Genomic DNA, 26,976 nt, shown 5'->3' on the forward strand with positions numbered 1-26,976 from the left:
GAACAGGCTCACCCGCGCTAAGGCCAGCCGACGTCGACCGGACAGCACACCCAGTTTTCCCCAAGATCACGCCGCCCCGAAAGGGCCCCAGATGCTTTGGGGTAATTGGACTGCGTTGTGAATCCGAAAGGCTCCTGCGCCGCCAACCCTTTGTGGAACGCCCCGGTCTGGGGGGTAATTGCCGCTACGGGCCTGCTCTCACTACTCCGCGTCTCCCACATCTGGATCGCTGGAGCCGATTACGGCGTCGTGGACAACTCCGTTGCCTCGCTGAAACAGCCGGCAGCAGCTCTCCAGGCCGCCGCCTGGCAGTTCTCTACCCTGCTGGGCCTGCTCTGTGCCGGGATTTTGGTCGGTACAGGGCTGGGCCAGGCGCTTGAGGGCGGTACCTGGAGCATGCTCCGTCTGCATGAGCAGCGGGTGAGCATGCTCCTGTTCCGCAAGATTGCTGCCGCACTCATCGTTCAGACATCAGGTCTGGTGCTGACCGCAGGAGCCCTGTGGGCAGGCGTCATCACGCTCTCCCGTGTGTTCCCCGTCCGAGCCCGTACGCTGCCCTCCGGCGCTGGCGCTGTGCATCCTGTGCCGCCGGATGTGGTGACGTGGGGCGACGCTTTCGCAGCCGTCGCCTCAGCACTACTGGTGCAAATCTTCTTCATCGCGATGATCGCGTGCGCCACAGCGCTACTGCGCAGCGTCATCGGATCGCTGGCCCTCGGACTGGGCCCCATTGTGGTCACAGCCCCACTGGTACTGCTCCCAGTAGCGCCGCTACTCCCCCACAGGTGGATCGCCGACCTGCTCAACCTGCCGTCAGAGGCGCAATACCAGTTGTACTTCTGGAACCAAGCCCCACCCAACCCGTCGACCACTGTCGGAGGCCTGGCTCTTGGAGCAACCGCTGCTCTGCTGCTTGCGGCGGCCTGGAGTCTGCTGCGCTCTGAACACGCTCTCAAGCCTGTCGACTGAGTCGGGTCGGGCCAAGTGGCGATGTATCGCCCCTGCGCCGGAAGCCACTGACGGATAGCCGCCCCTAGCGGGCCGGGAATTCAGTTGCCTCGCGTCACCCCAAGCTGGCTGGATTCTTCGTATGGCGGACATTCAGGGCTCATACGATGATCTGTTCGCTGCCGTGCCCAGCGCGTTGGCGGCATTGCTGGACGAGGGAGACGCCGGTGGCTCGGTGGCCGTCTTCGTGGACGGCCGGCCGGTGGTGGACGTCTGGGGCGGATTCACCGACGCCGACCGTACGATGTCGTGGCAGCGCGACACGATCGTCAACGTCTGGTCCGTCACCAAGACGATGACCGCGCTGTGCGCGCTGGTTCTCGCCGACCGTGGCGAACTCGACCTGGCCGCGCCGGTCGCCCGGTACTGGCCGGAGTTCGCCGCGGCGGGCAAAGAGAAGGTGCTGGTACGCCACCTGCTCGCGCACACGGCTGGCCTGCCCGACTGGGACGGGCCGGTGGCGGAGCTGTACGACTGGACGTCCGCCACGGCACGACTGGCCGCGCAGGCTCCGCAATGGGAGCCGGGCAACGAGGCCGGATACCACTCGCTCACCCAGGGATTCCTCGTGGGCGAGGTCGTACGCCGCATCACCGGCCGGAGTCTGGGCGCGTTCTTCGCCGACGAGGTTGCCGACCCCCTGGGCGCGGACTTCCACATCGGCCTGCCCGCCGAGCACGACCACCGGGTGGCGCTCACAATCCCGCCACAGTCCCGGGACGACGGCTACGCCGCGAGTGCCCCCGCCAGCGGCGCGACTCCCGCCGCCGGGACCCCGATACGGGTCCACGACGGGAACAGCGTGGCCTGGCGCCGTGCGCAAATCCCTGCGGCGAACGGGCTCGGCAACGCCCGCTCGGTCGCCCTCGTCCAGTCCGTGATGGCCTGCGGAGGATCGGTGCGGGGGGCGCGGCTGCTGTCGCAGGCGGGTTGTGACCGTGCCCGGGAGGAGCAGTTCCACGGCGATGACCGCGTCCTGGGCATGCCGATGCGCTGGGGTCTGGGCTACGGACTCTTCGGCAACACCTACGGGTGGGGCGGTTGGGGCGGCTCACTGGTCATGATCGATCCTGACGCCCGTATGGCAGTGGCGTACGTGACACATCAGATGCGCGAACCGGCGGACGACAATCGGGGACTAGAGATCGTCACGGCCGCGTATGACGGGCTCACGGGTCTGCGCGCCTGATCCCACGGGTCACATGGCAGCACAGGCTCGCCGGGACCGGCGTGTCCTGCCCGATCGGCGTGGCGAAGGCCGACGGGTGACCGCTGGCGTCACACCTTCGCTGCTCGCGACGCTGTGGCGGGAACGACGGCCGTCGGGCCCGCCCATCGCCCACACCTTTCGTGGCACGCACGCGGATGGCTGGGTGCGCTTCCACAGCCTTCCCGGTTCGAAGCGCTACCCCGAGTCCGAGGACGAGTACGCGATCGTGCTGGACCGGTACAACACGATCCTCGACGAACTGTTCGCGGGCATGGACGTGTTCGTGGTGACCATGGACTGGTCGAACACGCCGACCGGGCCCGCCGGCTACCCGACACCACGACAAGAACTCCACCCCGACAGCGTGCACTGGTGGACCGAAGCGGAACTGGACGACCCTGACCCCGAGTTCCACACCCACACACGTCTCTACGCCGACCGGCGACCGTGGCGACATGGCTGCATCGACGACTTGTTGCGCGCCGTAGCGGACGAAGCGGTCGTCGAGGTGTTCATCACCGACACAGAACTCCACCGCATCCACCATCCCTACGACGGCGGCGCAGACGTCATCCTCACCACGCCTGCCGAACGAGACCGTATCCGGAACCGCCATAGCTCCTGGCTCTCCACCCACCCGTCCGGTCTCTGAGAGGGCGCTTCGTCCCGTTGCTTCATCCCGCTATGCGTGGTTGCTGGGGGTTTCAGGTGCCGCGCCATGTGGGGGTGGATTCGCCGGTGCGGCGTCGCGTCATGAGATTGATCATCGCGAGGTGGATCGTGGCTGCGGAGCGGTGGGGATGGGTTGCGTAGACGCGGGCCAGGCGACGGAGTTGCATCAGCCGGCCCAGCGTGCGCTCGACTGTCCAACGGCGCGGGCGGACGGTGAATCCCCTGGTGGTGGGATCGCGGCGGACGATGTGCATGTCGATGCGGGGTGGCGGCGTGCTCGACGAGGTGCTGACGGTAGCCGCCGTCGACCCAGGTCTTGCGGATCGTGGGGTGCTCGGCGGCCACCTTTTCGATGAGGGTCTGGCCGGCGACGGAGTCCTGCACGCTGGCCGCGGTGACCACGGCCAGCAGGAGGCCGACGGTGTCGATGACGATGCTCCGCTTGCGGCCCACGTCCTTCTTCCCTGCGTCGGTTCCCTGCCCGATCGCGGGGGCGTGGGTGGAGGTCTTGATGCTCTGGGTCGATGACACAGGCCGAGGTTCGGCCTCGCGACTCTCACGCTGCCGCACCTGTCGCCTCAGCAGACTGGTGAGTTGGCCGAAGACGCCCTCCTCCTGCCGGCGGGCGAGGTAGGCGCAGATGGTGGGCCAGGGTGGATAGTCGTGCGGGAGGTAACGCCAGGGGATGCCAGTGCGGTTCACGTAGAGGACCGCGTCCAGCAGGACCCGCAGGTCATGGTCGGGTGGCCGGCCGATAGCCAGCCCCGGCCGCGACGCTCGGCCCGCCAGGCTGTCAGGACCGGTTCGACCAACGCCCAACGGGCATCGGACAGATCACTGGGATAGCGGCGACGCTCAGCCATGATCCTGGAGTACCGCCCAGCCTGTCGCCGGCCCAGGCGTGAGGACCCCGCGCCAGAAGCGCATCGACTTCGCTGGTCCCCCTGCTCGCCTATGACTCCAGGTAGGGAGAGCTCAACCGGCGCCGAAGGGTTCCATCGAGATGCGGCCAAGTTTCCGAAAGGACTGGTTGGTCGGGCAACCCCCAAATACGATCTTGAGCCTGATCGCAAGAGGCTGGTCCGGCTGACCATCGGGCCACTCGCATGTCCATCAAGGGGGAAGCATGTTCCATGCGACTTGGACGCGCTCTGCCCGCGACGATGCTCGCCAACCGGGCCCCTGGTGACATCGGCTCGGCGGCCGAGTTCTGGGGCCTGGACCGCAAAGCACGCGGGTGCGCTCCGTCTCCTTCTCGTCGGGGTCGCGTCTCAGTCCGGCTAGACGGGCGCCACGGGCCACGCTCCGGCCGGGACGGCGTCCACCTTCTCGTACGCCGCCCTCAACGTCTCTTCGCCGAGCCTTAGTCGTCGGCCCGCAAATAGCAGCATCAGGCGTAGCCAGCAGCGAAGGCCTGTGGAGCCGACGCCAAGCTCGTGGCCCGGTTCGGCAACGAACTACCTCTGGGACACGACTTCAATGTCAAGGCCGACGTTCGCGCCACTCCTGATGAATCCGCAGCCTAATTCCCGCAACATTTAAAAATCACGTTGCATGGTTAGCAGGCACCGAGATAACTTTCGCGCGAAGATTCGATCATTTGGGAGGGGAATTGAAGTCATCTATTGCGACGGGAGTAGCCGCGGGAATGGCAGCCGTCGCTATCCTTGGTTCAGCCGGCACGTCCGACGCGGCAGACCGTTGCACCAAGTCGATCTATTCGGCTGGCGGGAAAAACTACGGGAAGGTCATATGCGACGCAGGCAGCGCCGTAATTCGGCACAAAGCCATGGCTACGTGCCGGGCGAGTGACGGCCGGACATGGGTAGCTGAAGGGCCATTCGTAAATCGGCTCCGTGCATCCATAGTTACGTGCGGAACGGCTAAAGTCACGTACGTGACCTGGATTCAGAGGGGTCACGGAGGATTTTAGCCATCGCACTCCGGGAGGTGGTTCCCGTTCTCGCCGGACGGGAACCGCTTCCTTGGGTATCTACTCCTGCCGAGGTTACACCTCGTCGGCTTCTAGACTTACGGCTCGAGTAGTTCCCCTCGAGTACCGAGATGTCTTTTGTTGGTTGCTGTCTTCTCAGCAGCGTGCGTCCGTGCGTCCGTGCCAATGCAGCAACTTACCAGTGGGATGCTCGGCGAATTGATCCTGGACGCCCGCAGGATCATGAAGAGTCTGTCACGCCGGCGCGTTAGGGGGCTTTCCCTCGCCGAAGAGCCAGGCGTCGAAGAGTCCCCTCAGGTCCTTCGCCGACATCTCTTCGCACAGCTTGATGAACTGGCTGGTGTCGGCATTCTTGTGGCGGTGCCGTTCCGCCCACGTCTTCAGAATGGAGAAAAACGTGTTGTCACCGACTGCCTCGCGCACTTTGTGCAGTGCCAGCGCACCGCGGCCATAGACAGGCGGGTCGGACACATGGCCGGCATCCGGCGGGTCCGCCGGCGGGAAGTCCCATATGCCCTTGCTCTCCGGGTGGGTGCCAGAATAGAAGGCATCGAAAGTTTCGCGGGCCGATTCACCACCCTGCTCTTCTTCCCACAGCCATTCGGCGTATGTCGCGAAGCCTTCGTTGAGCCACATGTCCTTCCACGATCGTGGCGTCACCGAGTTGCCGAACCACTGGTGGGCGATCTCGTGGAGCACAAGGCCATCCCCGGGGGCCTTCTGGAAGTACGGTTTGGTCTGCGTCTCAAGCGCATAGTCGAGTTCGGGAAAGTGGTCGACAATCGCGCCGGTGGAAGCGAACGGGTAAGGGCCGAACCGTGAAACGCTCCAAGCGGTCATTTCTCCTATCAGCGAAGGCATGTCCTGCGCCTTGTCCGCTTCGTCCGGGTCTGTCGCCACGTATACGGGCAGGCCGCCGGTGGTGGTCTCGCTGATGTCGAAGACGCCAACGGCTACCGTGGCCGCGTAACTGGGCATGGGTTCCGGGTTCTTCCATGCATATGTCGCCAGTCCCCCTTCCTCCGTCCGGCGTTTCAGGGTGCCGTTGGAGATGGCTTTCAATTCGGCGGGGACCGTGATGGTGATGTCGTAGCTAGCCTTGTCCGAAGGGTGATGGTTTCCGGGGAACCATGCCGTGGACCCCGTGGGTTCTCCCAGTCCCACCGCACCGTCGTCAGTCTCCATCCAGCCTTCAATCGAGCCGTCTTCACCCTCAATGGTCGCCGGCAGACCGTCATAAGAGACGGCGGTGGTGAACTCCTGCCCTCGGCCCACTGGGGCGGACGGCGTCACCACCAGCTCATCACCGCGACGCTCTGTTCGTGCCACGCGTTCGTTCACCGTGGTGTTGCGGACGGAGAGGCCGTGCAGATCCAGATTGAAGGAGCTCAGAGCCTGGGTGGCGCGTGCAGTAATCACTGCTGTGGCCTTGAGCGTGTTCGCCTCGGGCTGATAGGCGAGTGTGAGGACGTAGTGGGAAACGTCGTATCCGCCGTTGCCCAGTCCGGGAAAAAGCGGGTCGCGAAGGCTCGCCGCGCCAGATGAGGCGGCGGCAGGTGGCGCGGAGTTCCCTGAAGGGGTCGAGTTGGTGCATGCCGAGCACGTCAGCAGCACAGCGGCAGTGGGCAGGGCAACCCGCCGGAGCGCGCGGGACACTCGGCCTCCTTGTTGCAGCAGGTGTGGAGTAGTCATTGTGGGCCGAAGGAACGCGTGGTCGCGCAATGCGGAGCTCCATCGGAGAAATCTGTCAGGACTTCCTAGTCGTGGGACCGATTGGAGCGGGAGCGCGACCGTCTGATGAGTCTCCGAACCCCCGCTACAGCCAAGACGGCAAGCGTGGCGCCAAGCGCACCGACGGCTGCGCCCTGCCCGAATCCTGACGTGTCCGATACACCTCTAGCCTTGGCTACGACGGTTACTTTGCTCCACAGGACGGTAGGTTCGTAATCGCAGACGCTTTCCCGGTCCTCCTCGTTCATGCAGTGAGCGCTCTCGTAGGCCAGCCGCAACTTGACCTTGTAAGTTCCGGGCTTTGTTGCCGCAGGAATGCGAGCCGCGCCGATCCAGGCCCTGCCTGTGTCTCCGAGGGACACATGGGGTTCCAACGCGGGACTGGATAGCGCCACAGCTGTCGGGTGTGGATTCCCAGGTTCCTCTTTCACGGTGATTGCGACGAGCCCACCAGGTTCAACTGGCCCCTCGATGCGCACATATCCGGCTCCGGGAAACGGAATCTGTTCGGCGATCGCCGTCTCCCCACCGGCCACCAGTGCGGCAGCCACCCCGATTGCCGGCACCCACCGGCGGACGCGTTGTGGTGTGATCCTGGTCATTTAAGTCGTCCCCCTACGGCTCTCGGTCGTACGATCATGGCTCACTCCGGGGGATCTCGCTACAAAGGGTGATCTGCCTCTCACTTGACCAGGAGAAGCAACCATGCGAATACGTACGCTCATCGGGGCCTTATCGGTTGCGACCACACTGGCATTACTGCCGATGGCCCCAGCACACGCCGAACCAACGCCGCCCGCCACACCCGTGCCTGCAGCAGGAGATGACGACGCCAGAGGGTTCACACCTGCCGACGCAGACGCTTACTGGACTCCAGAGCGCATGCGGGCCGCCAAGCCCGTCAAGGAAGATGAGGCTGTTCCTTCCGGCACACGCAAGGCGCTGGCTGCCTCACCGAGCAAGCCGTTCGAAGGCCTACCCATAGTGGGCACGTTCTTCTGGAACGACGGCACGAATTCGGGTCGTTTCTGCGGCGGCACTGTGGTGAGAAGTCCGCACAAGAACCTGGTCATGAGCGCTGGCCACTGCTTCGACGACCAGGATGCTCGAAAGAATCTGACGTTCGTCCCTCAGTACGACGACGGCAAGAAACCACACGGGGCCTTCACCGTCAAGCCGGGCAGGATCTACGTCGACAAGCGGTATTTGGCGAAGGGGGTGGATGCAGCAGCGGACCTGGACTTCAACTTCCTCCAGCTTGAGAAGCGGGGCGGTAAAGAGGTCGAGGACGTCGTCGGCGGAGCGGAACTGGTGATCAACGCCGGGTACGAGCACAAACCAGTACGCCTCATCGGCTACCCGGCCAACCAGAAGCGGCCCCTCGACTGCACCGACAAGACCGTGCGCTTCAACAGCTCGACCCCCGGCATCCCAGGCAGCTTCCTCAAGATCGAGTGCAAGGCCTATTCCGGGGGTGCGTCGGGCGGTCCGTTCCTCATCAAGCGAGGCTCCGGTTGGGGGGTCATCGGTGTCATCGGAGGCTGGAAGACGGGCGGCGACGTCGATGACATCTCCTACAGCTCCTACCTCGACGGTGACGCTAAGGCACTCTACGACGACGCGGTCAACAACAGGCAACCAGCTGGCCGTGGCGTCCTGGGCACAGCGGCGACATGGAAGCATGCCGAAGTCCTCGCAGGTGGCTACTTCACAGACGGCAACCCTGGCGAATGGGACTACTCCGACCTCGTCGTGCGCTGGTCTGATGGCGAGCTCACCCTCTACCGGGGAGCGGGGGAGGATGAGGACAACTTTGACAAGGAGATCAAGCTCGCTTCCGCCGGTAGCGTTTGGAAGCACGCGACGACCATAGCCGCCGGCGACTTCAGCGGTGAGGATACGGACGACCTCATCGTGCGCTGGAAGGACGGCGAACTCACGCTCTACCCGGACGTCGACGAGAAGGGGTTCCACGGCGAAGTTCAGCTCCAGAAGCCCAACACGCTGTGGACCCATGCCGTATCGATAACCGGTGGCCGGTACACGACCAACAACAAGTGGACCGACGATCTGCTGGTCCGGTGGTCCGACGGTGAAGTGACCCTGTACACCGATGTCAACCGGGACGGGTTCCACGGCGAAAAGAAGCTCTCCGCACCGAACGGAACCTGGAAACATGCAGCCACCATCGCAGCCGGTGACTTCATCGGCAGTGCACAGTACGACCTGATGGTCCGGTGGACGGATGGCGAAGTGACCATCTACCAAGACATCGACCAGAATGGCTTCCACGGGGAGACGAAGGTCAAGTCACCCAACAGGTTGTGGACCCACGCCACCATCATCGCCTCCGGCGACTATACCGAGGACCGTCGGCCGAACGATCTCATCGTCCGCTGGTCCGACGGCGAAGTGTCGATGTACCCCGAGGTGGACCAGGCGGGCATACACACTGAAATCACCCTGGTCTACCCACCCGCGTAACGGAACTGACGTAAACCACCCGGTGTCCCAGCTGCTGCAGTTGGGACACCGGCGCGTGGCTGGAGGATCTGTCGCGAAAGTAGATCTTGATCAGTGATGATCACGCGTCGTGGCGCGTGGAGATCTGACAGATGCACAGTGTGCCCGGCTGGAGCGGTTGCTGCCGACGGGGAAGAAGCCTGGAAGCCACCGATTTGGACAAGGCGGCAGCTCATAGACGGGATACGATGGCGGACCCGGGGCGGCGCGGAACTCCGTGGCGGGATGTGCCGGAGCGGTGCGGCCCCTGGGACCGGGTCGACGACCCGTTCCGCAGGTGGCAGCGTAACGGAACGTGGCAGCAGGTCCTCGACCAACTGCAGGCCGACGCCGATGCGAAACTCCTGACGATCGTGCGGGGCGACGCCGCCGACCCGGAAGGACCGCCACCGGAACCACTCCGCACCATGGCGGCACCGATCACGTGGTGGGCGTCCCCAAGTCCCGCTCGCGCGACAGCCGATGCCACTCATGACTGCACCCGCCGACCCAGGAGCGCTCGCGTCGGCGGGCATCCGCGATGCCGAGCAGCGCGACCAGCAGCCGGAATGCCTTGATGTGCTCGTAAGAAGGCAGTCCGGACATGTGGAAGCGCCCCAGGCCGGCCATGACGGCGGGTGTGTGAGTGGGCCGTATTCCCGACCGTGCAATGGCCTCCGCCGCGTCCTCCTTCGTGGCGCGGGCCTGACCGCAGAACAGTGACAGTTCATGCAGCGCGGCACGCCGCTCCTCCTCCGCGAGGCTCTCGAACCACACGATGCCCTCCGGCATCGGACGCAGCCCCTGAGCAAGCTCGTTGAGAATGACCTCGCGTTCACGCAGCACGGCTCCCCCTGACCTGGCGACACCCGGCGACTCGGCCAGGCCGATTGAAGCAGGTCGCGAGGTCCGGCCGGGGGGAATACATCTCAGCCCCGGGGGCCTGCCCGGACGACCGAGCTGCTGACGTCCGGCGCGCCGGAGGGTTGTTCCACAAGCCGGGCGATTGATCGGCCATGCTCGGTATGTCGCGGCCTGATCGGCCCGGTCTGTCCCTAAGGTCGTCGCGCTACCGCCACGACGTAAGGCTCGGACATGGCTCTTCTCCCCGATACCGCAACCGATGCCGCATCTGCGCCGCCGGAACGGCAGGCACCACCGGCGTCGCAGACACCCCCGTCAACGGAGCGATTCCGTGGGGCGCTGCGCGCGGTCTGGCTGTGGCCTGCGGTCGCCACGCTGGCGTGCGCGCTGTACGGCATCGGTACGCCGCTGCTGTGGTCCGACGAACTGAACAGCTGGGACGTGTCCTCCCGCGACATCGGGCAACTGCTGGACACGGTCCGGCAGGTGGACGCGGTGCTGGGCGGGTACTACCTGTTCCTGCACGGCTGGATGGCGGTGTTCGGGGACTCCGCGGTGATGCTGCGTCTTCCCTCGGCGCTCGCGATGGCCGGTGCGGCGGCGTGCACCGCGCTGTGCGGGAAGCGGCTTTTCGGGCGGCGGCGGGCCGGGGTGGCCGCCGGGCTGCTGTTCGCGTTGATCCCGGCGGTGAGCCGGTACGCCCATGAGGTCCGTCCGTACGCCCTGGTGGTGTGTGCCGTGTCGCTGGCCACGTTGCTGCTGCTGCGGGCGCTGGACCGGCCGGGGAGCCGGTGGCGCTGGGCAGCGTACGGACTGTGCGTCGCGGTGGTCGGTCTGCTCAATCTGCTGGCGCTGACGGCGCTGGTCGGACACGCGGCCGTGGTGGTCCTGCGGACGAAGGCCGAGCGGCGGCGGCTGTGGGGCTTCGGCCTGGCGGCCGCGGCCGGTGTGGCGGCCGTGGCTCCGGTGGTGCTGCTGGGCCGGGCGCAGAGCCGGCAGATCGCCTGGATCCCCGAGCCCGACGCATTGAGCCTCGTCTCCGTCTGGCCGGAGCTGTTCGGGTCCTCACTGCTGGTGGGCGCGGTGCTCGCGCTCGCGGCGTCGGCGTGGGGGCGCAGCCGTGGTCCGGTGCTGGTCTGCGTCGCGCTGGGACTGTTGCCGGCGCTCGTGCTGTGGGCGGTCTCGCACGGCGACGTGTCGTACTTCTTCAACCGCTACCTTCTGATCACCGTGCCGGCGTGGGCGATGCTCGCCGGGGCCGGTATCGCCGCGCGGTCCCGGGCCGTTGCGGCGTCGGTGCTGGTGGTGCTCACGCTGCTGACCCTGCCCGAGCACCGGGACCTGCGGATGCCGTTCACACACACCGGCGGCCTCGACTATGCGGGGGCCGCGCGGATCATCGAGAGGTTCCGTGCACCCGGGGACGCGATCGTTCTCGACCGTGAGCGGCCCTGGGGGGACGTGCTCGACGTGGCGCTCCGCTTCTATCTGCCGGACCATGTGCGGATGCGCGATGTGTTCCTGGCCGAGTCGGCCGCGGAACGGAACCATCTGCGGGCGAACGAGTGCCCGGACCCGGCCGCCTGTGTGGGCAGCGAACCCCGCGTCTGGCTGGTCGTGGCGGGCGACCAGCCGAACCCGCTCATGGGTCTGCCCCTGGCCCAGCGGCAGGCGCTGCGCGCGAAGTACATGCCGACCCGCGCCGAGCACGTGCAGGGTCTGACGGTGGCGTTGCTGGAACGGATGCCTGATGCCCTGAGCCGCACCGGGGGCCCGCCCCCTTCGCTTCATCACCCGGGCGGGAATTGAGTTGCCCCGGCTCGGACCGAACCGCTTGCATGGCCGTTCAAGGTGCGGTGGTTTCCGTCCAGACCAGGAGTGCGCATGGGTGCCGGCAAGATGCACGCAGACGAGGTCGACACCGATGTGTCTCTCGTACGACGCCTGCTCGCCGGCCAGTTTCCGCAGTGGGCGGAGCTTCCCGTCGAGCCGGTCGACTCCGCCGGGACGGTCAACGCCGTCTACAGGCTCGGCAAGGACATGGCCGTGCGGCTCCCTCGTATCCCCGGCGGCGCCGAGGACGTGGACAGGGAGCAGCGATGGCTGCCGCGCCTCGCCCCACTGCTTCCGGTCGCCGTTCCCGTCCCGATCGGGCAGGGAAGGCCCGCCGAGGGCTATCCCTGGTCCTGGTCCGTCTACCCCTGGCTCGAGGGAGAGAACCCGGCCGTCGACGGCGTGGGCCGCATGGCCGACCGGGAAGCCGTGGAACTCGCGAAGGATCTCGCGGCGTTCGTCGTCGCACTGCAGCGGATCGCTCCGGCGGACGGGCCACCCGCGTACCGCCACGAACCCCTGGCAGTGCGCGACGCCGAGACGCGCGACGCGATCGAGGAGCTGCACGGAATCGTCGACACCGCCTCGGCCACCGCCGTGTGGGAGGCGGCCCTGCGGGCACCCCAGTGGCAGGGTCCGGCGGTATGGGTGCACGCGGATCTGTCACCGGGGAACGTGCTGGTCGACGACGGCCGGCTGGCGGCGGTCATCGACTTCGGGTGTGTGGGGGTCGGCGAGCCCGCCGTCGACCTGATCGCCGCGTGGAGCCTGCTCGACGCGGGTGCGAGGGACGTCTTCCGCACCGTCGTGGGAGTCGACGACGCGACCTGGGCCAGGGGGCGCGGCTGGGCGCTGTCGATCGCGCTCATCGAGCTCGCGTACTACCGGATCACGAACCCGGTGATGGCGGCCACCGCGCGCCACGTGATCCACCAAGTCCTCACCGATCACGGGCCGAGCGCGGGCACGGGCGCGGCGACGAGCGCGGGCGCCGCAACGGGCGCGTAGCTGAGGTGCGCTGAACCTGGCCTGAACCCGAACCTGAACCTGAATCCGAACCCGGTCACGGACCTGTGGTCCGCGCCAGTGGCTGAGGCCCGCGCCCGCACGTCGCCAGGCTGCACCATCTGCGGCGTCCGCCCTCGTCGAGGAAGAGCCAGCCGCAGTCCGAGCTGGGGCAGGCGCGGATCATGAAGCGGCGTGGGTCCGCGAGGAGTTCGGCGGCGCTGCGAGCCGTGGCGAGAGCGGGCAGGCGGAGGCCGGCGGACGGCGGGAGACGCCAAGTGCCGAGGCCGTCCTCGGCGCGGGTGAAGACCGAGAGCCGGGCCGCGTCCTGGGCGACGGCCGCCACCGCCTTGAAGGCGCGGGCGTCGTCCGGGTCGGTCAGGCCGGCGTACAGCTGGGTACGGAACTCGCGTGCCTCCTCCAGCGCTGCGGCGGCCTCGTCGGGCTGTTCCCCGGCCTGTCGGCGCAGGCGGGCGACGTCGTGGTCGTCCGCCAGGTTCATGTGGCCGGCCCACACCGCTAGGGTCTCGTAGCGGCGCAGCCAGTCCGAGCCGGGCATCGGCCCGCCGCGCTCGCCCCAGCCGGCGTACGTGTTGCAGAACTCCAGCGCCGGATGGCCGCTCGTGCTCCACGGCAGCCACTCGTCGCCGACCCGCACCGCGTACAGGGGCGCCGGTGGCCTGTCCAGTCGGGGGTCGCCGCGCAGGATGCGGTCCTGGAGTGTCCTCAGCTCGCTGCCCGGTTCGATGCCCAGCGTGTCCACCAGGGTTCTTCGGGTGTGCCGGTAGAGCTGGAGGGCGTCGGCTTGGCGGCCGCTGCGGTAGAGCGCGGTCATGTGGGCGGCGACGAGGCGTTCGCGCTCGGGGCGCTCCTGGGACAGCGGGGTCAGATCCGCCACGACCCGTTCGTGCAGACCCATGGTGAGCTGGGCCTCGGCGCGCTGTTCCAGGGCGGACAGGCGCAGTTCGGAGAGTGGGCCGCCGAGCCGCTCGCGCAGCCCGTCGTCCGCCACGTCGGCGAGCAGCGGACCGCGCCACAGCGCGAGTGCCTGGTCGTAGCAGCGCAGTCGCTCGCCGGGATCCCCGACGGCGGCCGCACGCTGGACGAGTGAGCGGAACTCCTGAGCGTCCGTCACATGCCCGTCGGGATCGACGGAGTAACCGTCGTGCCGGGTCTCGATGTGCAGCCCGTGGGGCTTGAGCCGGGCGCGCAGCCTTCCGACGTAGGTGTGGACCGTGCCGCGGGCCGAGGGGGGCGCCGCGCCGTTCCACAGCAGGTCCACGATGCGAGCGGTCGTCACGACGCTGCCCGCGTCGAGCAGCAGGATCGACAGCAGGCACCGCTCCTGGCGGCGGCTGCCCACCAGGATCCGCTGTCCCTCGTGGCGGGCCTCGAACGGCCCGAGCAGCTTGAACTCCATGGCGGGCGCCAGCCTAACCATGGCCGCGGTGCGGGTGTGGTGAGAGTGTGGTCAGCGGCCGCGGTGAGGCTGAGGTCGCTGAGGTCCTTGTCGTCCTCAGAGCCCACTTCACCAGGGAGCATCCATGCGACGCACCATCATTGCGCTCTCGGCGCTCGCCGCCGTCCTCCTCTCCGCGGTGCCCACCTCGGCCGCCACCGCCGCCACCGCCGCCACCGCCGCCTCGGCCGCCACCGCTGCCTCCGAAGCCGCCACCGTCACGCTCCCCGGCTGGGAGCCGGCGCCCTCGGCCCCCTGGACCGTGCCCGCCGGTGCGCGGTGCGACTTCCCCGTCCACGGCGAGCCCGTCGTCGACGAGGTCGTGCGGCGCGTGCTGGAGCGGCGGCCGGACGGCTCCGCGAAGCGGGTCGCGTACACGGGGGATCTGGTCGTACGGGTCACGAACACCGACACCGGCGCCTCCTACGACGCGGACGCGAGCGGCACCGCCGTCGTCGAGTACCGGACCGACGGATCGCAGTTCTGGTCCGTGCTCGGGCCCGTGCTCGTCGGGTTCGCGGAGGGCGGGGGCACACTGGCGCGCGGCCTGTACGTCATCGACGGGGCGTACACGATGGACATCAGCGCCACCGGGTACAAGACCGTGACCATGGCCCACGCCACCAGCGACGACCTCTGCGCACGCATCGACTGACGCCCGTGGCCCCGCGCCCGGACCCGCGCACCCCGCGTCCGGGCGCGGGGTGCGCGGGTCTGGGCGGGGGCCGACGATGGACGTATGCGCATTCACAAGGTCCGCCCCGACATCGGCGTCCTCAGTGACAGCCTGCAGGTGCCGGGGATCGGGTATCTGCCGGTCAACGCCTTCGTGCTGCTCGCCGCGCAGCCCGTCGTCGTCGACACCGGGCTCGGGCTGCCCGACAGGGACTTTCTGGAGGCGCTCGGGTCCGTGATGGACCCCGCCGACGTGCGCTGGATCTGGCTGACGCACGATGACCGGGATCACACCGGCGGGATCTTCGATCTGCTCGCGGCGGCACCCGAGGCCCGTGTCGTATGTACGTTCGGGACGGCCGGGCGCATGGCGAGCGAGCGGCCGATCCCGGTCGACCGGCTGTACCTGCTGAACCCCGGCCAGTCCCTGGACGTCGGCGACCGGACGCTCACGGGCTTCCGGCCGCCCTTGTACGACAACCCCACGACCGTCGCCTTCTTCGACGACCGGTCGGGGGCGTGCTTCAGCGCCGACTGCTTCGGCGGGCCCATGCCCACCGTGGACCTCGCCGAGGCCGACGACGTGGGCGAGGTCGACGACGATGATCTGCATGCCGCGCAGCTGCTCTGGGCGACCGTGGACAGCCCATGGGTGGAGAACGTCGATCCCGGGAAGTTCCTCGCCACCTTCCGGCCGATACGGGACCGGGACCCCGGCCTCATCCTCTCCGCCCATCTGCCGCCCGCCACGGGCCTCACCGCCCCCATGCTCGACACGCTGGGCGCGGCGGCGGGTGCCTCGCCGTGGGTGCCGCCGGACCAGGCCGCCCTGGAACTGTTGCTCTCCGGGTTCGAGCCGGAGGGGGACGACGAGGACGACGAGGACGGCGGCGCGCAGTGAGACGGGGAGCCCCGTGCCGCCCTGCCGGCCGATCCTCCAACTCCTCTGTGGAGCAGGCGACTTGACGGTTCGGCGGGGCCCCTGCCCGGCAATGGCGCCCCGGCCGGCACTACGGGCGGGCCGCCCGTTCCGACGGTGACGTCGGCACAGGCGGCCTCGAGCGGTCACGCCGCGTTCTGCTGCGCCTCCCTGAGGCGCGCGGCGGTCTCGGCGGCGTCGTATCCCGGCGGAACAGCGTCGATCAGGACGACGGCGCCCTTCATGTGCCGGGCGCGCAGCGGGGCGAGCTCCTGGTAGGCCTCGGAGTCGTACCAGGAGCGGGCGGCGTCCATCGACGGGAAGCCGATGATCACGAGCGCACCGGGCCACTCCCCCTCGCGCACGTCACGCTCCGGGGCGCCGTGCACGAGGAACCGGCCGCCGTAGGGGTCGAGGGTGGCCCCGATGCGCTCCATGTAGGTGAGGACCTCGTCGTCGAGACGGGCCGGGGGGAACAAGTTGGCGATGGCGTATGCGCTCATGCACCCGATCGTGCCCCCGGCCCGCCCGGCCGGTCGATTACCTCGGAGGTCGTGCCACCTCGGGGTCGTCAGATCGTCGAGGTGTCGATCACGAAGCGGTAGCGGACGTCACTCGCCAGCACCCGCTCGTACGCCTCGTTGATCCGGTCGGCCCTGATCACCTCGATCTCCGCGCCCAGCCCGTGCTCGGCGCAGAAGTCGAGCATCTCCTGGGTCTCCGGGAGGCCGCCGATGCCCGACCCGGCGAGCGACTTGCGGCCGCCCATCAGGGAGAAGACGTTCAGCGACACGGGCTCCTCGGGAGCGCCCACGTTCACCAGTGCCCCGTCCGTCTTCAGCAGGCCGAGGTACCTGTCCAGCGGGAGCGGCGCGGAGACCGTGTTGATGATCAGGTCGAGGGTGCCCGCGAGGGCCTCGAACGTCGCGTCGTCGCTGGTGGCGTAGTAGTGGTCGGCGCCCAGCTGCAGCCCGTCGTCCTTCTTCCCCAGCGTCTGTGACAGCACGGTCACCTCGGCGCCCAGCGCGTGCGCGATCTTGACGCCCATGTGGCCGAGGCCGCCGAGGCCGACGACGGCGACCTTCTTGCCGGGGCCCGCGTTCCAGTGCCGCAGCGGGGAGTAGGTCGTGATCCCGGCGCACAGCAGCGGCGCGGCCACGTCCAGGGACAGCCCGTCGGGGATGCGGACGGTGAAGGCCTCGTCGACGACGATGTGCGTGGAGTAGCCGCCGTAGGTCGGCTCGCCGTTCTTGTCGAGGCCGTTGTACGTGGGGACGCTGCCGCCTGTGCAGTACTGCTCGAGTCCGGCCTTGCAGTTGTCGCACTCACGGCAGGAGTCGACGAGGCAGCCGACGCCGACCCGGTCGCCGACGGCGAACTTCGTGACGCCGGGGCCCACCTCCGTGACGATGCCGGCGATCTCGTGGCCGGGGACCATCGGGAAGATGCCTTCGCCCCAGCCGTTGCGGGCCTGGTGGATGTCGGAGTGGCAGATGCCGGTGTACTTGATGTCGATCAGTACGTCGTGCTCGCCGACCGCCCGGCGCGCAATGGTGGTGCGCTCCAGCGGCGCACCAGCGGCGGGGGCGGCGTATGCGGGGACAGTGGAAGCATGCGTGGTCATGGTGTCCAGCGTGCCCGGATCCTCGCCGGTCACCCAGTGCTCTGTCGTACGTACGTCCGCTGTGCCTACCACTGACAGGGTCAGGCTCCGAGGCCTCCCTCCGGATGCGGAGCGGAATACTTGGCGGTATGGACCAGCGTGCCGAACTCAGCGAATTCCTGCACACGCGGCGGGCCCGGCTGAAGCCGGAGGACGTGGGCCTGCCTTCGTTCGGCCGCCAACGCCGGGTGCCCGGGCTGCGCCGCGAGGAGCTGGCGCAGCTGGCCGGGGTGTCCGTCGCGTACTACACCCGGCTGGAGCAGGGCCACGGCCAGAACGTGTCCATCGAGGTGCTCGACTCGATCGCCCGGGCCTTGCGCCTCTCGGACACGGAGCGCGACCATCTGGTCCATCTCGCGAAGCCGAACCAGAAGAAGAAGAAAAGGGCGGCGCGGGCGGTGCAGAAGCTGCGGCCGCAGCTCCAGATGCTGATCGACGCGATGGACGGGGTGCCCGCCTTCTTCGTCGGGCGGCGGATGGACATCCTGGGGTGGAACCGGATGGCGCGGGCGCTGCTCGGCGACTTCGCGGGGATGGCGCCGGAGGAGCGGAACGTGGCGCGGCTGGTGTTCCTCGACCCGGGCGCACGTGATCTGTACGTCGACTGGGAGTGCAAGGCGGTCGAGGTGGTGAGCGTGCTGCGGCTGTGCGCGGGCTGCTACCCGGACGATCCGCAGCTGACGGCGCTGATCGGCGAACTGTCGGTCAAGAGCGACGAGTTCCGCACCCTGTGGGCGGCGCACACGGTGCAGGAGAAGGGCCACGGCACGAAGCGGCTGCACCATCCGCTGGTGGGCGAACTGACCCTGTCGTACGAGACGTTGCGGCTGCCGGACGACGAGGACCTGTCGCTGGTGACGTATCACGCGGAGCCGGGGACGGCGTCGGCGGAGTCGCTGGGGCTACTGGCGCAGTGGGGAGTGGACGAGGTCGCCGCGATCGACCGGCGCTGAGCCGCGATCGACGGGCGCTGATACGAGGACGGCGGCTCCCGGAGTGTTCCGGGAGCCGCCGTCGTCCTGTCAACGGGCCGTCGACGTGCTGTCGACGGGCCTCAGGCCGCGGAGCCGGCCTTCCAGTCCGCCCAGCTCAGGTTCCAGCCGTTGAGGCCGTTGTCGGGGGCGATCGTCTTGTCCTTGGAGTTCTTGACGATCACGACGTCGCCGACCATGGAATTGTTGAAGAGCCAGGCGGCAGGCTGGTTCGCGTCACCCGCGCCCTTGACGTCGTTCAGGCCGACACAGCCGTGGCTGGTGTTGACGCTGCCGAAGATCGAGTCGGCACCCCAGTAGTTGCCGTGGATGAAGGTGCCCGACGTGGACAGCCGCATGGCGTGCGGGACGTCCTTGATGTCGTACTCGCCCTTGCCGTCGTCGTCCGTGAAGCCGACGGTCGCGCCGTTCATCCGGGTCTCCTTGAACTTCTCGGAGATCACCATCTGACCGTTGTAGGTCGGGTTCTCGGGGGAGCCGGCGGAGATCGGGATGGTCTTGACCGTCTTGCCGTCCTGGGTGACCGTCATGGTCCTGGTGGCGACGTCGACGGTGGAGACCTGGTTGCGGCCGATGGTGAAGGTCACCGTCTTCTGCTGGACGCCGAAGACGCCCTCGGCACCCTCGACGCCGTCGAGTTCCAGCTTCAGCGTGACGGTGGAACCCTCCTGCCAGTACTGGTCGGGGCGGAAGTCGAGGCGCTGGGAGTTGAACCAGTGCCCGACGACCTCCTGGCCGCTGCTGGAGGAGACGGTGATACCGCCCTGGACGGCCGCCTTGTCCGTGATCGGCTTGTTGAAGGTGATCGAGACCGGCATGCCGACGCCGACCGTGGAGCCGTCCTCGGGCGTGAAGTTGCCGATGAAGCTGTTCGCGGGCGAGACGGTCGTGAAGGACGAGTTCTCGTGCGCCTCGCGGCCCTTGGCGTCCTTCGCACTGGCGGCGATCTTGTAGGTGGTCGCACGCTCCAGCTGGCCGTCGGGTGTCCAGCTCTTGCCGTCGGCGGCGAGCGTGCCCTTGACGCTCTCGCCGGCGGCCGTGGTCATGGTGACCTCGGTGAGGGTGCCATCGCTGACGGTGACCTTGGCGTCCTTGTTGATGGAGGCGTTGGTGGCGCCGTTCTTGGGCGAGATGACTATTCGGGCGTCCGACGCGTCCTTCGCGGCCGCCTCGTCCACCTGCTCCTGTGACTTCTTCGAGCTCTCGGCGGAGGCACCCGAGTCGGCGTTGCTGCTGCTGCAGCCGGTGAGCACGAGCACACCGCCGAGCATCGCGGACGCGGCCATGAGCCTCTTGCGCCGCTTGCTGTCCGTCATCACACGCTTCTCCATCGTTGCCGATTCCCTGCCAACTCTTTCAAGAAGACCCAGAAAGGTCCGTCCGGTTCCACATCTGGGAAAAGATGTGGGCAACACCACTGATCGACGCACGCCGTGGGGCTCCGGTTCCCGCTCGGGGGCTCCGGGTCGTATGCCCCGGACCTCCCAAGGGATGCACGGATACGAACGGGCCCCGGTTCGCGGTGCGGCGACCCCGGGCCCGTTGCGCTGCTGCCACGGTGTGTCACGACCGTGTGCTGCCGCCCTCGCCCTCGTCCTCGAGGTCCTCGTCCTCGAGATCCTCATCTTCCTCGTCGAGGTCCCACTCCTCGGCATCGGGGTCGTACTCGACCTGCTCGCAGCTCCAGGACGCCTGGGCGAGCTCCACCCCGGGGACCTCGGTGACCAGATCGAAGGGATCGATGAGATAGGCGAGCGCCTCGGCGGAGTCCTCGCGGACGGTGGAGCGTGCGTGGGCGCGCTCGCCGTCGGGCATGTAGTCGTCGCCCTCGACGCGCTCCAGCGCGGCGTCGGTCAGGGCCTCCGGTTCCGCGACCTCGAGTACCAATTCGACGTGTAGGCGCACATAGCGTGATGTCTCAGAAGTGGTCATACGACGGAGCGTAGGCCCCGGGGTACCTCGACTTTCCTGCGACCCGCTGCTTTCACTAGCATCGCGGCAGCATCACCGCACGCGGCCAATTCGCCGTTGTCACAAGGGGGATCGATTTCGTGTCCGTCGCTCGCCGCCCGCTGCTGACCGCCACCGCGGCAGGGACCCTGCTCTGCGCGCTGTGGTTCGTCCCCTCGGCGAACGCGACGGCCGGGGCCGAAGGTGCCGAGCAGGCATCCGGAGCTTCCGCTTCCGCCGCCGCCCCGGCTTCTGCGTCCGCTTCCGCGTCCCGGCAAGGCGGCTCCGATGAGCTGCGCCTCGCCGAGACGGGCAGCGTGGACACGACGCCGTATCTGATCGGCGGCGTGACGTTCCTGGGGATCGGCGCGGGGTTCGTGTCCTTCGCCGTACGCCAGGGCGCGCGTATCTACTGACCGTACGGTCTGCCGACCGTACGGCCCGTCACGCCAGCGGGCCGGTGACCGGCTCCACGGCCGCGACGAGCTGTCCGTCCCGTACGAACACCTCCGCGGCGGCCAGATCGGGCGCGAGGAAGCGGTCGGGGCCGGGACCCTCGACGCCCGCCGCGCGCAGTGCCTCGATGGCCGCCTTCGACGCGGGGGCCGGGGTGAGGCCGCGCCGCAGCTCGATCGCGCGGGTCGACGCGTACAGCTCCACCGCGATGATCCGGGCGAGGTTGCCGACGGCGGTGCGCAGCTTGCGGGCGGCCGACCAGCCCATGGAGACGTGGTCCTCCTGCATGGCCGAGGACGGGATGGAGTCGACGGAGGCCGGGACGGCCAGCCGCTTCATCTCGCTCACCAGCGCGGCCTGCGTGTACTGGGCGATCATCAGGCCCGAGTCCACGCCGGCGTCGTCGGCGAGGAACGGCGGCAGGCCGTGGGAGCGGTTCTTGTCGAGGAGCCGGTCGGTGCGGCGCTCGGCGATGGAGCCGAGGTCGGCGGCGGCGATGGCGAGGAAGTCCAGGACGTACGCGACGGGGGCGCCGTGGAAGTTGCCGTTGGACTCGACGCGTCCGTCGGGGAGCACGACGGGGTTGTCGACGGCGGAGGCGAGCTCGCGCTCGGCGACGAGCAGCGCGTACGCGAGGGTGTCGCGCCCGGCACCGGCGACCTGGGGCGCGCAGCGCACCGAGTAGGCGTCCTGGACGCGGGGCGCCTCCTCCTCCTGGAAGTGGCCGGTGAGCTCGGAGCCCTTGAGCACGGCGCTCATGTTGGCGGCGGAGGCGGCCTGGCCGGGGTGGGGGCGGATGGCATGCAGCTCGGGGGCGAGGACCTTGTCCGTGCCGAGCAGCGCCTCGAGGGAGAGGGCGGCGGTGATGTCGGCGGAGGTGTAGAGCCGCTTCAGGTCGGCGATGGCCATGATCAGCATGCCGAGCATGCCGTCGGTGCCGTTGAGGAGGGCGAGGCCCTCCTTCTCGCGCAGCTCGACGGGGGCGATGCCATGGGCGGCCATGAGCTCGCCTGCGGGGCGGACGGTGCCGTCGGGGCCTTCCGCGTCCCCCTCCCCCATGAGCGTCAGCGCGCAGTGCGACAGCGGGGCGAGGTCGCCGGAGCAGCCGAGCGAGCCGTACTCGTGGACGACGGGGGTGATCCCGGCGTTGAGCACGTCCACCATGGTCTGGGCGACCTCGGGGCGTACGCCGGTGTGCCCGGAGGCCACGGTCTTCAGCCGCAGGAACATCAGCGCGCGGACGACCTCGCGCTCCACGCGGGGGCCCATGCCGGCGGCGTGCGACCGCACGATGTTGCGCTGGAGCTGGGTGCGCAGGTCATGACCGATGTGCCGGGTCGCGAGCGCGCCGAACCCGGTCGACACCCCGTACACCGGCTCGGGCTTCGCGGCCAGTGCGTCCACGATCCCGCGTGCGGCGGCGAGCGCGGTGACGGCGTCGTCGGAGAGCTCGATGCGGGCGTTGCCGCGGGCGACGGCGATGACATCCTCGACGGTGGTCCCGGATGTCCCCACCACGACAGTGTGCATATCCATATTCAGCACCCTACGGATTGAATCCCTCTCTGTCACCACCCCTCGGGGGAGGGACTCCTTACACCCGGCCCGGGCGGGTGCGCGGGGCTCCTCGGAGCCCGTCCGGCGTTCGAGGACGGACGCCCGGGCCCGCCCAGGCCGTACCGGCCCGGCGTCACCGGCGCCGCCGAACCGGGCGACGGGGGCACCGCCCCCGTCGAGGGGAACGGGGCACCGCCCCCCGTCAGGGGCGACGCGCGTCCCGGAAGCGGCGGCGGTCCTGCGAGGTCGCCGGCGGCGTGTCCGCGAGGGAGAGGACCGTGTCGTCGCGCCCCGCCACCACCGGCCCGCGCGACCGCGCCGCCTTCGCGCGGTACTGCGCCGCGTCCGCGAGACGGAAGAGCCGGCGGGCGGACCGTACGGCCCCGATGGGATCGCCCGTCGACGCGACACCGCACGCCACACCCTCACCCAGCTTCAACTCACCGGCCCGCTCGCAGAGTTCGTCCGCGACCTTGACCACCTCGTCCGCCGTCGGTCCCACCGTCAGCAGACAGAACTCGTCGCCGCCGAGCCGCGCCGCCAGCGCCCCCGGCAGCATCGCACCGCACAGCGACAGCACCGAGCCGAAGCGCTCCAGCAGGCGGTCGCCCGTCGCGTGGCCGAGCGTGTCGTTGACCCGTTTGAGACCGTTCAGGTCGCAGACCACCAGCGACACCACCGCCCCGTCCGACCGGTGCCGCTCGATCGCCTCGTCGAGCCGTACGTCGACGGCGCGCCGGTTCGCGAGCCCGGTCAGCGGGTCCGTGAAGGCGAGCCGCCGCACCTCCTCCAGGCGTTCCTGCTGCGCGATCCCGGCCGCCACCACCGACGCCAGCACCGTCGCGAAGTCCGCGTCGTCGCGGTCGAACACGGGCTGCCCCACTGCCCTGGCCACGTAGAGCTCGCCCCACGCCCGCCCGTGCAGCACGATCGGCGCGACGACGCAGCAGCCGCGCCCGCGCTGCCGCAGCGCGTCGACGCGCTGGTGGCTGTACCCGTGCTCGTCGGCCGCCGGGCCCTCCGCCGTCTCGACCCATGCGCGCGGCGCACCGCCCCCCGCCCACTGCTCGTGCAGGAACTCCGTGATCTCCGGGAAGCGGTGCACGGGATAGGTCTCCCCGTCCGGGAACTCCTCCTCGTCCGCGGCCCTTTCCCCCGCGTTGACGAGCACCTTCAGCCGGCCGTGGTCCCGCTCCCAGACCGACAGCGCGGCGAAGCTCCCGGCCAGCGCGGAGCACGCGCCCGCCGCGGCCGCCCGCCACGACTCGCGCGGAGTGTGCGCGGCGGCCATCGACTGTGCGAGCGCCACGACGGCTCGCAGTCGCACATCCTCACCCATCACCCCAGCTTAGGGACAATTGAGTCAAACTCACTCTCCGGGCCACTCCGGCTTGCGCTTCTCGTTGAACGCCGCGACGCCTTCGGCCCGGTCGCCCGAGAACGCCACCGACCGCCACGCCGCGTCCTCGACCTCCAGACCGGCCCGCAGGTCGAGTCCCTGCCCGAGCCGCAGCGCCCGCTTGGCCGCCCGCAGCCCCACCGGGGAGTTGGCCGCGATCGCCTCCGCCAGGGCCAGGGCGCGCTCGCGGTCACCGCCGGCCGCCACCAGTTCGTCCACCAGACCCAGGGCCCTCGCCTCCGGACCCTCCACCCGACGCGCCGAGAAGATCAGCTCCGCGGCCCGCGCCGCACCCACCCGGCGCGGCAGCAGCTGCGTACCGCCGCCGCCCGGGATGACGCCCACCGAGACCTCCGGCAGGCCCACCACGGCCGTGTCGTCGGCCACGATCAGATCGCAGGCGAGCGCGAGCTCGAACCCGCCGCCCAGCGCGAAACCGTGCACCGCCGCGATCGTCGGCATCGGCAGCTCCAGCACCCCGGTGTACGCCGCACGGGCGGTCGGCCGCTGCCGCACCAACTCCGCGTCCGTGAAGGAGTTCCGCTCCTTGAGGTCGGCGCCCACGCAGAAGGCCCGCTCGTGCGAGGACGTCAGCACGGTCACCCGTACCGTCGAGTCCGCCGCCAGCGCCTCGCACGCCGCGCCGATCGACCGCGCCATGTCCGTGGAGACCGCGTTCATCGCCATGGGCCGGTCGAGTACGAGTTCCGCGACGTGCCCGTCCCCATGGCGGCGTACGACGACGAACTCCCCGAAGCGCTGCTCGGACATGATCAAAGCCTCCCGGCGTGTTAACGATGGTTCACCGGGAGGATCCTAGGTGGACCGCCTCGTCAGCAGCCAGGGCTCCACCACACCGAGCCCGCGCACCGGCCGCTGCCACATCGGCTGCAGCGCGAAGCGGTACTTCGGCAGGGAGGCCGGCTCCTCGCCGTTCTTCTCGGCCTCGGCGGCCTCCTCGGCCGCCTGCGCCTCCGACACCGGCGCATCGCCCGTGCGCGACAGCTCCTCCGCGAAGGCGCCGTCCACCAGGACCGCGTCCCTCGGCGCTATCGAGGTGAGCCGGCTCGCGAGGTTCACCGTCGTCCCGAACACATCGCCCATCCGGGTCGTGACCGTCCCGAACGCGATCCCGACCCGCAGCGCCGGCATCGTCTCGTCGTGCGCCATCGTCTCGATCAGCCGCAGCGCGATCTCCGCGGCCGTACCCGCGTCGTCCGCCGCGTACAGCACCTCGTCGCCGAGGGTCTTGATCAGCCGGCCGCCGTGCGCGGCGACCAGGTCCGCGCAGGTCGTCTCGAACGACTCGACCAGCTCGCCGAGCTCCTCCTCCTCCAGCCGGCGGGTCAGCCGCGTGAAGCCGACGAGGTCCGCGAAGCCGACCGCGAGCCGCCGGTCGACCATCTCCTCGTCGTCCGCGGCCTGGACGACCCGGCCGGTCGCGGCGGCGAGCTGGCGCCGCCAGACGTAGACGAGGAACTCCTCCAGCTCCGGCAGCAGCAGCTCGACCAGGGGATACGTGACCTCGGTACGGGTCATCCCGGGCTCCGGCGGCTCGGTCAGGCCCTCCAGGAAGGAGTCGATCTGCCACTCGGCGAGCCGCGCCGTCGTCTGCCCCGTCGACCGGGCCACCTGTACGGCCATGGGCTCGCTCAGCAGCCCCGCCTCGACGAGACCGGCGAGGCGGCGCAGGGCGAGGACGTCGGCCTCGGTGAGGGCCTTGGCCTGGCCGATGTCGGCGAAGCCCATGGCCCGCCAGAAGCGGGAGGCGAGATCCATCGACACCCCGGCCGTCCGGGCGGCCTGGAAGGGCGTGTAGCGGCGGTCGGCACCGAGGATCAGCTGCTCGAGGCGGATGGCGAGCGGGTCCTTGGTGGGCTCGGCCGTGTGGTCGACCTCGTGGTGCGGGGTCGGGTGCGAGTCCGACGACTGCTGCCGGCGCCCGCCCGAACCGCCGGAGCTCCGGGAGCCACCGGAGCCGCCCGAGCCGCCCGAACCACCGGACCCGCCGGCCCCGCCCGAGGACGCGCCGGAACCGCCGGAGGACCCTGAGGAGCCGGAAGACCCGGAAGGTCCGGAAGCGCCCGCGCCGGAACCGGAAGTCGTGTCGTCGACGGTCACCGGCCGCCTCCTGCCCGTTCCCTGCGCACTGCCCTGCCGATCTGTCATGCCGTGCCGATCCGCGCATGCCGCGAACCCCCGGCGCGGCCTCAACGATACGGCAGGTGTGCCCTAGCTCACGTCCCCGTGCCCTGGCCGGTTCCGCCGCCCGGCCGCAGGTGGACGATGTCGCCCGCCCCGATGGGGTGATCCTCGCCGTCCGGGGTGGTCACCACCAGCCGTCCGTCCCCGTCTATGGCGACCGCCTCCCCCGTGAGCGCACGGCCGCCGGGCAGCTCGGCACGGACCGTGAGGCCCAGGGTCGAGCAGCCCGCCGCGTACGTCTCCTGGAGCCGCGAGAGGTGCGGGTCGCCGTTCGCGGCGCGCCACTCCCCGTACCAGTGCTCGAGCGAACGCAGCAGGGCCCTCAGCAGGGTGTCGCGGTCGGTGGAGACGGCATCGGCGAGGGCGAGGGACCCCGCCTGGGGAACCGGCAGCTCGTCCTCGCGCAGAGTGACGTTGACGCCGATCCCGATGACGACGCCGTCCTGCCCGATGCGCTCGGCGAGGATGCCGCCGGTCTTGCGGTTCTCGCCGCCGACCTTGACCAGCAGGTCGTTCGGCCACTTGAGGGTGAAGTCGGCGCCCGCGGCGCGGGCGAGTCCGGTCGCGACAGCGACGCCGGTGAGCAGCGGCAGCCAGCCCCAGCGCTCGACCGGCACATCGGGCTTGAGCAGTACGGAGAGGAAGAGCCCGGAGCGCGCGGGCGCCGTCCAGTCGCGGTCGAGGCGGCCGCGTCCGGCGGTCTGCTCCTCGGCGACGAGCACGGCGCCCTCGGGGAGCCCGGGGGTCCCGGCGGCCCGCGCCGCGAGGTCGGTGTTGGTGGAGCCGGTCGACTCGACGACGTCGAGCGAGGTCCAGAGGCCGCCCGGACGCAGCAGGGCGCGGCGCAGCGCGGGTGCGTTCAGCGGGGGCCGGTCGAGATCGGACCAGCGGCCTTCGGAAGCGGCAGGAGGCGTCATGCCGC

At 69.3% G+C, this 26,976-nt stretch carries 22 protein-coding genes and 2 pseudogenes; 11 read left to right on the forward strand and 13 right to left on the reverse strand.

Going from position 1 to position 26,976, the window contains the following annotated elements; translation table 11 throughout:
* The first annotated feature begins 117 nt into the window (after positions 1-117).
* From ACFV9O_RS13080 to ACFV9O_RS13090, 3 genes are all read left to right on the forward strand, one after another.
* Positions 118-969: a hypothetical protein gene (locus tag ACFV9O_RS13080; RefSeq protein ID WP_385416320.1), complete on the forward strand. Its 852-nt coding sequence runs from the start codon at positions 118-120 to the stop codon at positions 967-969.
* 121 nt (positions 970-1,090) lie between these two features.
* Positions 1,091-2,197 (forward strand): serine hydrolase domain-containing protein, encoded by a 1,107-nt coding sequence (locus ACFV9O_RS13085; RefSeq protein WP_385416322.1) that lies wholly within the window; start codon positions 1,091-1,093, stop codon positions 2,195-2,197.
* A 76-nt stretch (positions 2,198-2,273) separates the two neighbouring features.
* On the forward strand, positions 2,274-2,870 hold the full coding sequence (locus tag ACFV9O_RS13090; protein WP_385416324.1) for a hypothetical protein: 597 nt from the start codon (positions 2,274-2,276) through the stop codon (positions 2,868-2,870).
* 52 nt (positions 2,871-2,922) lie between these two features.
* On the opposite strand, the pseudogene ACFV9O_RS13095 reads toward ACFV9O_RS13090, so the two are convergent.
* Together ACFV9O_RS13095 and ACFV9O_RS13100 are read right to left on the reverse strand one after the other, a co-directional pair.
* Positions 2,923-3,753: pseudogene (locus ACFV9O_RS13095) on the reverse strand (IS5 family transposase).
* A 1,325-nt stretch (positions 3,754-5,078) separates the two neighbouring features.
* A complete protein-coding gene (locus ACFV9O_RS13100) occupies positions 5,079-6,536 on the reverse strand; it encodes a M1 family metallopeptidase (protein ID WP_385416581.1) in 1,458 nt (485 codons plus the stop codon).
* Between the two features lie 744 nt (positions 6,537-7,280).
* Between ACFV9O_RS13100 and ACFV9O_RS13105 the strand changes: the two genes are divergently transcribed.
* Together ACFV9O_RS13105 and ACFV9O_RS13110 are read left to right on the forward strand one after the other, a co-directional pair.
* Positions 7,281-9,059 (forward strand): trypsin-like serine peptidase, encoded by a 1,779-nt coding sequence (locus ACFV9O_RS13105; protein WP_385416328.1) that lies wholly within the window; start codon positions 7,281-7,283, stop codon positions 9,057-9,059.
* Positions 9,060-9,286: 227 nt separating this feature from the next.
* Positions 9,287-9,358 (forward strand): annotated as a pseudogene (locus tag ACFV9O_RS13110) (hypothetical protein); the annotation flags it as partial.
* A 160-nt stretch (positions 9,359-9,518) separates the two neighbouring features.
* On the opposite strand, the gene ACFV9O_RS13115 reads toward ACFV9O_RS13110, so the two are convergent.
* Positions 9,519-9,923 carry a DUF5958 family protein gene (locus tag ACFV9O_RS13115; RefSeq protein WP_385416330.1) on the reverse strand — a complete coding sequence of 135 codons (405 nt, stop codon included), beginning with the start codon at positions 9,921-9,923 and terminating at the stop codon, positions 9,519-9,521.
* 249 nt (positions 9,924-10,172) lie between these two features.
* Between ACFV9O_RS13115 and ACFV9O_RS13120 the strand changes: the two genes are divergently transcribed.
* Together ACFV9O_RS13120 and ACFV9O_RS13125 are read left to right on the forward strand one after the other, a co-directional pair.
* On the forward strand, positions 10,173-11,750 hold the full coding sequence (locus ACFV9O_RS13120) for a glycosyltransferase family 39 protein (RefSeq protein WP_385416333.1): 1,578 nt from the start codon (positions 10,173-10,175) through the stop codon (positions 11,748-11,750).
* A gap of 75 nt (positions 11,751-11,825) precedes the next feature.
* Complete coding sequence (locus ACFV9O_RS13125) at positions 11,826-12,782, forward strand: aminoglycoside phosphotransferase family protein (protein ID WP_385416335.1); 957 nt, start codon at positions 11,826-11,828, stop codon at positions 12,780-12,782.
* A gap of 55 nt (positions 12,783-12,837) precedes the next feature.
* Here the strand turns inward: ACFV9O_RS13125 and ACFV9O_RS13130 are convergent, their stop codons facing one another.
* Positions 12,838-14,199, reverse strand: coding sequence for a BTAD domain-containing putative transcriptional regulator (locus ACFV9O_RS13130; RefSeq protein WP_385416338.1), 1,362 nt, complete (start codon positions 14,197-14,199; stop codon positions 12,838-12,840).
* 124 nt (positions 14,200-14,323) lie between these two features.
* On the opposite strand from ACFV9O_RS13130, the gene ACFV9O_RS13135 reads away from it, so the two are divergent.
* Together ACFV9O_RS13135 and ACFV9O_RS13140 are read left to right on the forward strand one after the other, a co-directional pair.
* Positions 14,324-14,893, forward strand: coding sequence for a hypothetical protein (locus tag ACFV9O_RS13135; protein WP_385416341.1), 570 nt, complete (start codon positions 14,324-14,326; stop codon positions 14,891-14,893).
* Between the two features lie 84 nt (positions 14,894-14,977).
* Entirely contained in the window at positions 14,978-15,814 is an 837-nt protein-coding gene (locus ACFV9O_RS13140) for an MBL fold metallo-hydrolase (RefSeq protein WP_385416343.1), read from the forward strand.
* 164 nt (positions 15,815-15,978) lie between these two features.
* Here the strand turns inward: ACFV9O_RS13140 and ACFV9O_RS13145 are convergent, their stop codons facing one another.
* Together ACFV9O_RS13145 and ACFV9O_RS13150 are read right to left on the reverse strand one after the other, a co-directional pair.
* Positions 15,979-16,335: a DUF1330 domain-containing protein gene (locus tag ACFV9O_RS13145; RefSeq protein WP_385416345.1), complete on the reverse strand. Its 357-nt coding sequence runs from the start codon at positions 16,333-16,335 to the stop codon at positions 15,979-15,981.
* 68 nt (positions 16,336-16,403) lie between these two features.
* The gene (locus tag ACFV9O_RS13150; RefSeq protein WP_385416347.1) at positions 16,404-17,456 is read right to left on the reverse strand and encodes an NAD(P)-dependent alcohol dehydrogenase; all 1,053 of its coding nucleotides are present in this window, start codon (positions 17,454-17,456) and stop codon (positions 16,404-16,406) included.
* 128 nt (positions 17,457-17,584) lie between these two features.
* Here ACFV9O_RS13150 and ACFV9O_RS13155 point away from each other — a divergent pair, with 128 nt between their 5' ends.
* Entirely contained in the window at positions 17,585-18,448 is an 864-nt protein-coding gene (locus tag ACFV9O_RS13155; protein WP_385416349.1) for a helix-turn-helix transcriptional regulator, read from the forward strand.
* A gap of 101 nt (positions 18,449-18,549) precedes the next feature.
* Here ACFV9O_RS13155 and ACFV9O_RS13160 read toward each other — a convergent pair whose 3' ends face one another.
* Positions 18,550-19,818: an Ig-like domain-containing protein gene (locus tag ACFV9O_RS13160; protein ID WP_385416352.1), complete on the reverse strand. Its 1,269-nt coding sequence runs from the start codon at positions 19,816-19,818 to the stop codon at positions 18,550-18,552.
* A 232-nt stretch (positions 19,819-20,050) separates the two neighbouring features.
* Positions 20,051-20,419, reverse strand: a complete 369-nt coding sequence (locus tag ACFV9O_RS13165; protein ID WP_385416354.1) for a hypothetical protein — start codon at positions 20,417-20,419, stop codon at positions 20,051-20,053.
* Positions 20,420-20,538: 119 nt separating this feature from the next.
* On the opposite strand from ACFV9O_RS13165, the gene ACFV9O_RS13170 reads away from it, so the two are divergent.
* Complete coding sequence (locus tag ACFV9O_RS13170; RefSeq protein WP_385416356.1) at positions 20,539-20,853, forward strand: hypothetical protein; 315 nt, start codon at positions 20,539-20,541, stop codon at positions 20,851-20,853.
* A gap of 28 nt (positions 20,854-20,881) precedes the next feature.
* Here the strand turns inward: ACFV9O_RS13170 and hutH are convergent, their stop codons facing one another.
* The 5 genes from hutH to ACFV9O_RS13195 all read right to left on the reverse strand — a co-directional run bounded on the left by hutH (position 20,882) and on the right by ACFV9O_RS13195 (position 26,971).
* Complete coding sequence (gene hutH, locus ACFV9O_RS13175) at positions 20,882-22,423, reverse strand: histidine ammonia-lyase (protein ID WP_385416584.1); 1,542 nt, start codon at positions 22,421-22,423, stop codon at positions 20,882-20,884.
* A gap of 229 nt (positions 22,424-22,652) precedes the next feature.
* A complete protein-coding gene (locus tag ACFV9O_RS13180) occupies positions 22,653-23,789 on the reverse strand; it encodes a diguanylate cyclase domain-containing protein (RefSeq protein WP_385416358.1) in 1,137 nt (378 codons plus the stop codon).
* Between the two features lie 30 nt (positions 23,790-23,819).
* Positions 23,820-24,620 (reverse strand): enoyl-CoA hydratase/isomerase family protein, encoded by an 801-nt coding sequence (locus tag ACFV9O_RS13185; RefSeq protein ID WP_385416360.1) that lies wholly within the window; start codon positions 24,618-24,620, stop codon positions 23,820-23,822.
* A 45-nt stretch (positions 24,621-24,665) separates the two neighbouring features.
* Entirely contained in the window at positions 24,666-25,970 is a 1,305-nt protein-coding gene (locus tag ACFV9O_RS13190) for an adenylate/guanylate cyclase domain-containing protein (RefSeq protein ID WP_385416363.1), read from the reverse strand.
* A 116-nt stretch (positions 25,971-26,086) separates the two neighbouring features.
* Entirely contained in the window at positions 26,087-26,971 is an 885-nt protein-coding gene (locus ACFV9O_RS13195; RefSeq protein WP_385416365.1) for a biotin--[acetyl-CoA-carboxylase] ligase, read from the reverse strand.
* Positions 26,972-26,976 lie beyond the last annotated feature (5 nt).

Origin of the sequence: Streptomyces sp. NPDC059909, assembly GCF_042730885.1 — a bacterium.
Taxonomy (GTDB): domain Bacteria; phylum Actinomycetota; class Actinomycetes; order Streptomycetales; family Streptomycetaceae; genus Streptomyces.

Bases quoted from the DNA above. Each gene is read 5' to 3' on its own strand.
- ACFV9O_RS13165 (WP_385416354.1), bottom strand. From the start codon at position 20,419: ATGACCACTTCTGAGACATCACGCTATGTGCGCCTACACGTCGAATTG.
- ACFV9O_RS13100 (WP_385416581.1), bottom strand. From the start codon at position 6,536: ATGACTACTCCACACCTGCTGCAACAAGGAGGCCGAGTGTCCCGCGCG.
- ACFV9O_RS13105 (WP_385416328.1), top strand. From the start codon at position 7,281: ATGCGAATACGTACGCTCATCGGGGCCTTATCGGTTGCGACCACACTG.
- hutH (WP_385416584.1), bottom strand. From the start codon at position 22,423: ATGCACACTGTCGTGGTGGGGACATCCGGGACCACCGTCGAGGATGTC.
- ACFV9O_RS13140 (WP_385416343.1), top strand. From the start codon at position 14,978: ATGCGCATTCACAAGGTCCGCCCCGACATCGGCGTCCTCAGTGACAGC.
- ACFV9O_RS13145 (WP_385416345.1), bottom strand. From the start codon at position 16,335: ATGAGCGCATACGCCATCGCCAACTTGTTCCCCCCGGCCCGTCTCGAC.
- ACFV9O_RS13125 (WP_385416335.1), top strand. From the start codon at position 11,826: ATGGGTGCCGGCAAGATGCACGCAGACGAGGTCGACACCGATGTGTCT.
- ACFV9O_RS13180 (WP_385416358.1), bottom strand. From the start codon at position 23,789: ATGGGTGAGGATGTGCGACTGCGAGCCGTCGTGGCGCTCGCACAGTCG.
- ACFV9O_RS13155 (WP_385416349.1), top strand. From the start codon at position 17,585: ATGGACCAGCGTGCCGAACTCAGCGAATTCCTGCACACGCGGCGGGCC.
- ACFV9O_RS13195 (WP_385416365.1), bottom strand. From the start codon at position 26,971: ATGACGCCTCCTGCCGCTTCCGAAGGCCGCTGGTCCGATCTCGACCGG.
- ACFV9O_RS13135 (WP_385416341.1), top strand. From the start codon at position 14,324: ATGCGACGCACCATCATTGCGCTCTCGGCGCTCGCCGCCGTCCTCCTC.
- ACFV9O_RS13160 (WP_385416352.1), bottom strand. From the start codon at position 19,818: ATGGAGAAGCGTGTGATGACGGACAGCAAGCGGCGCAAGAGGCTCATG.
- ACFV9O_RS13085 (WP_385416322.1), top strand. From the start codon at position 1,091: ATGGCGGACATTCAGGGCTCATACGATGATCTGTTCGCTGCCGTGCCC.
- ACFV9O_RS13150 (WP_385416347.1), bottom strand. From the start codon at position 17,456: ATGACCACGCATGCTTCCACTGTCCCCGCATACGCCGCCCCCGCCGCT.
- ACFV9O_RS13130 (WP_385416338.1), bottom strand. From the start codon at position 14,199: ATGGAGTTCAAGCTGCTCGGGCCGTTCGAGGCCCGCCACGAGGGACAG.
- ACFV9O_RS13120 (WP_385416333.1), top strand. From the start codon at position 10,173: ATGGCTCTTCTCCCCGATACCGCAACCGATGCCGCATCTGCGCCGCCG.
- ACFV9O_RS13185 (WP_385416360.1), bottom strand. From the start codon at position 24,620: ATGTCCGAGCAGCGCTTCGGGGAGTTCGTCGTCGTACGCCGCCATGGG.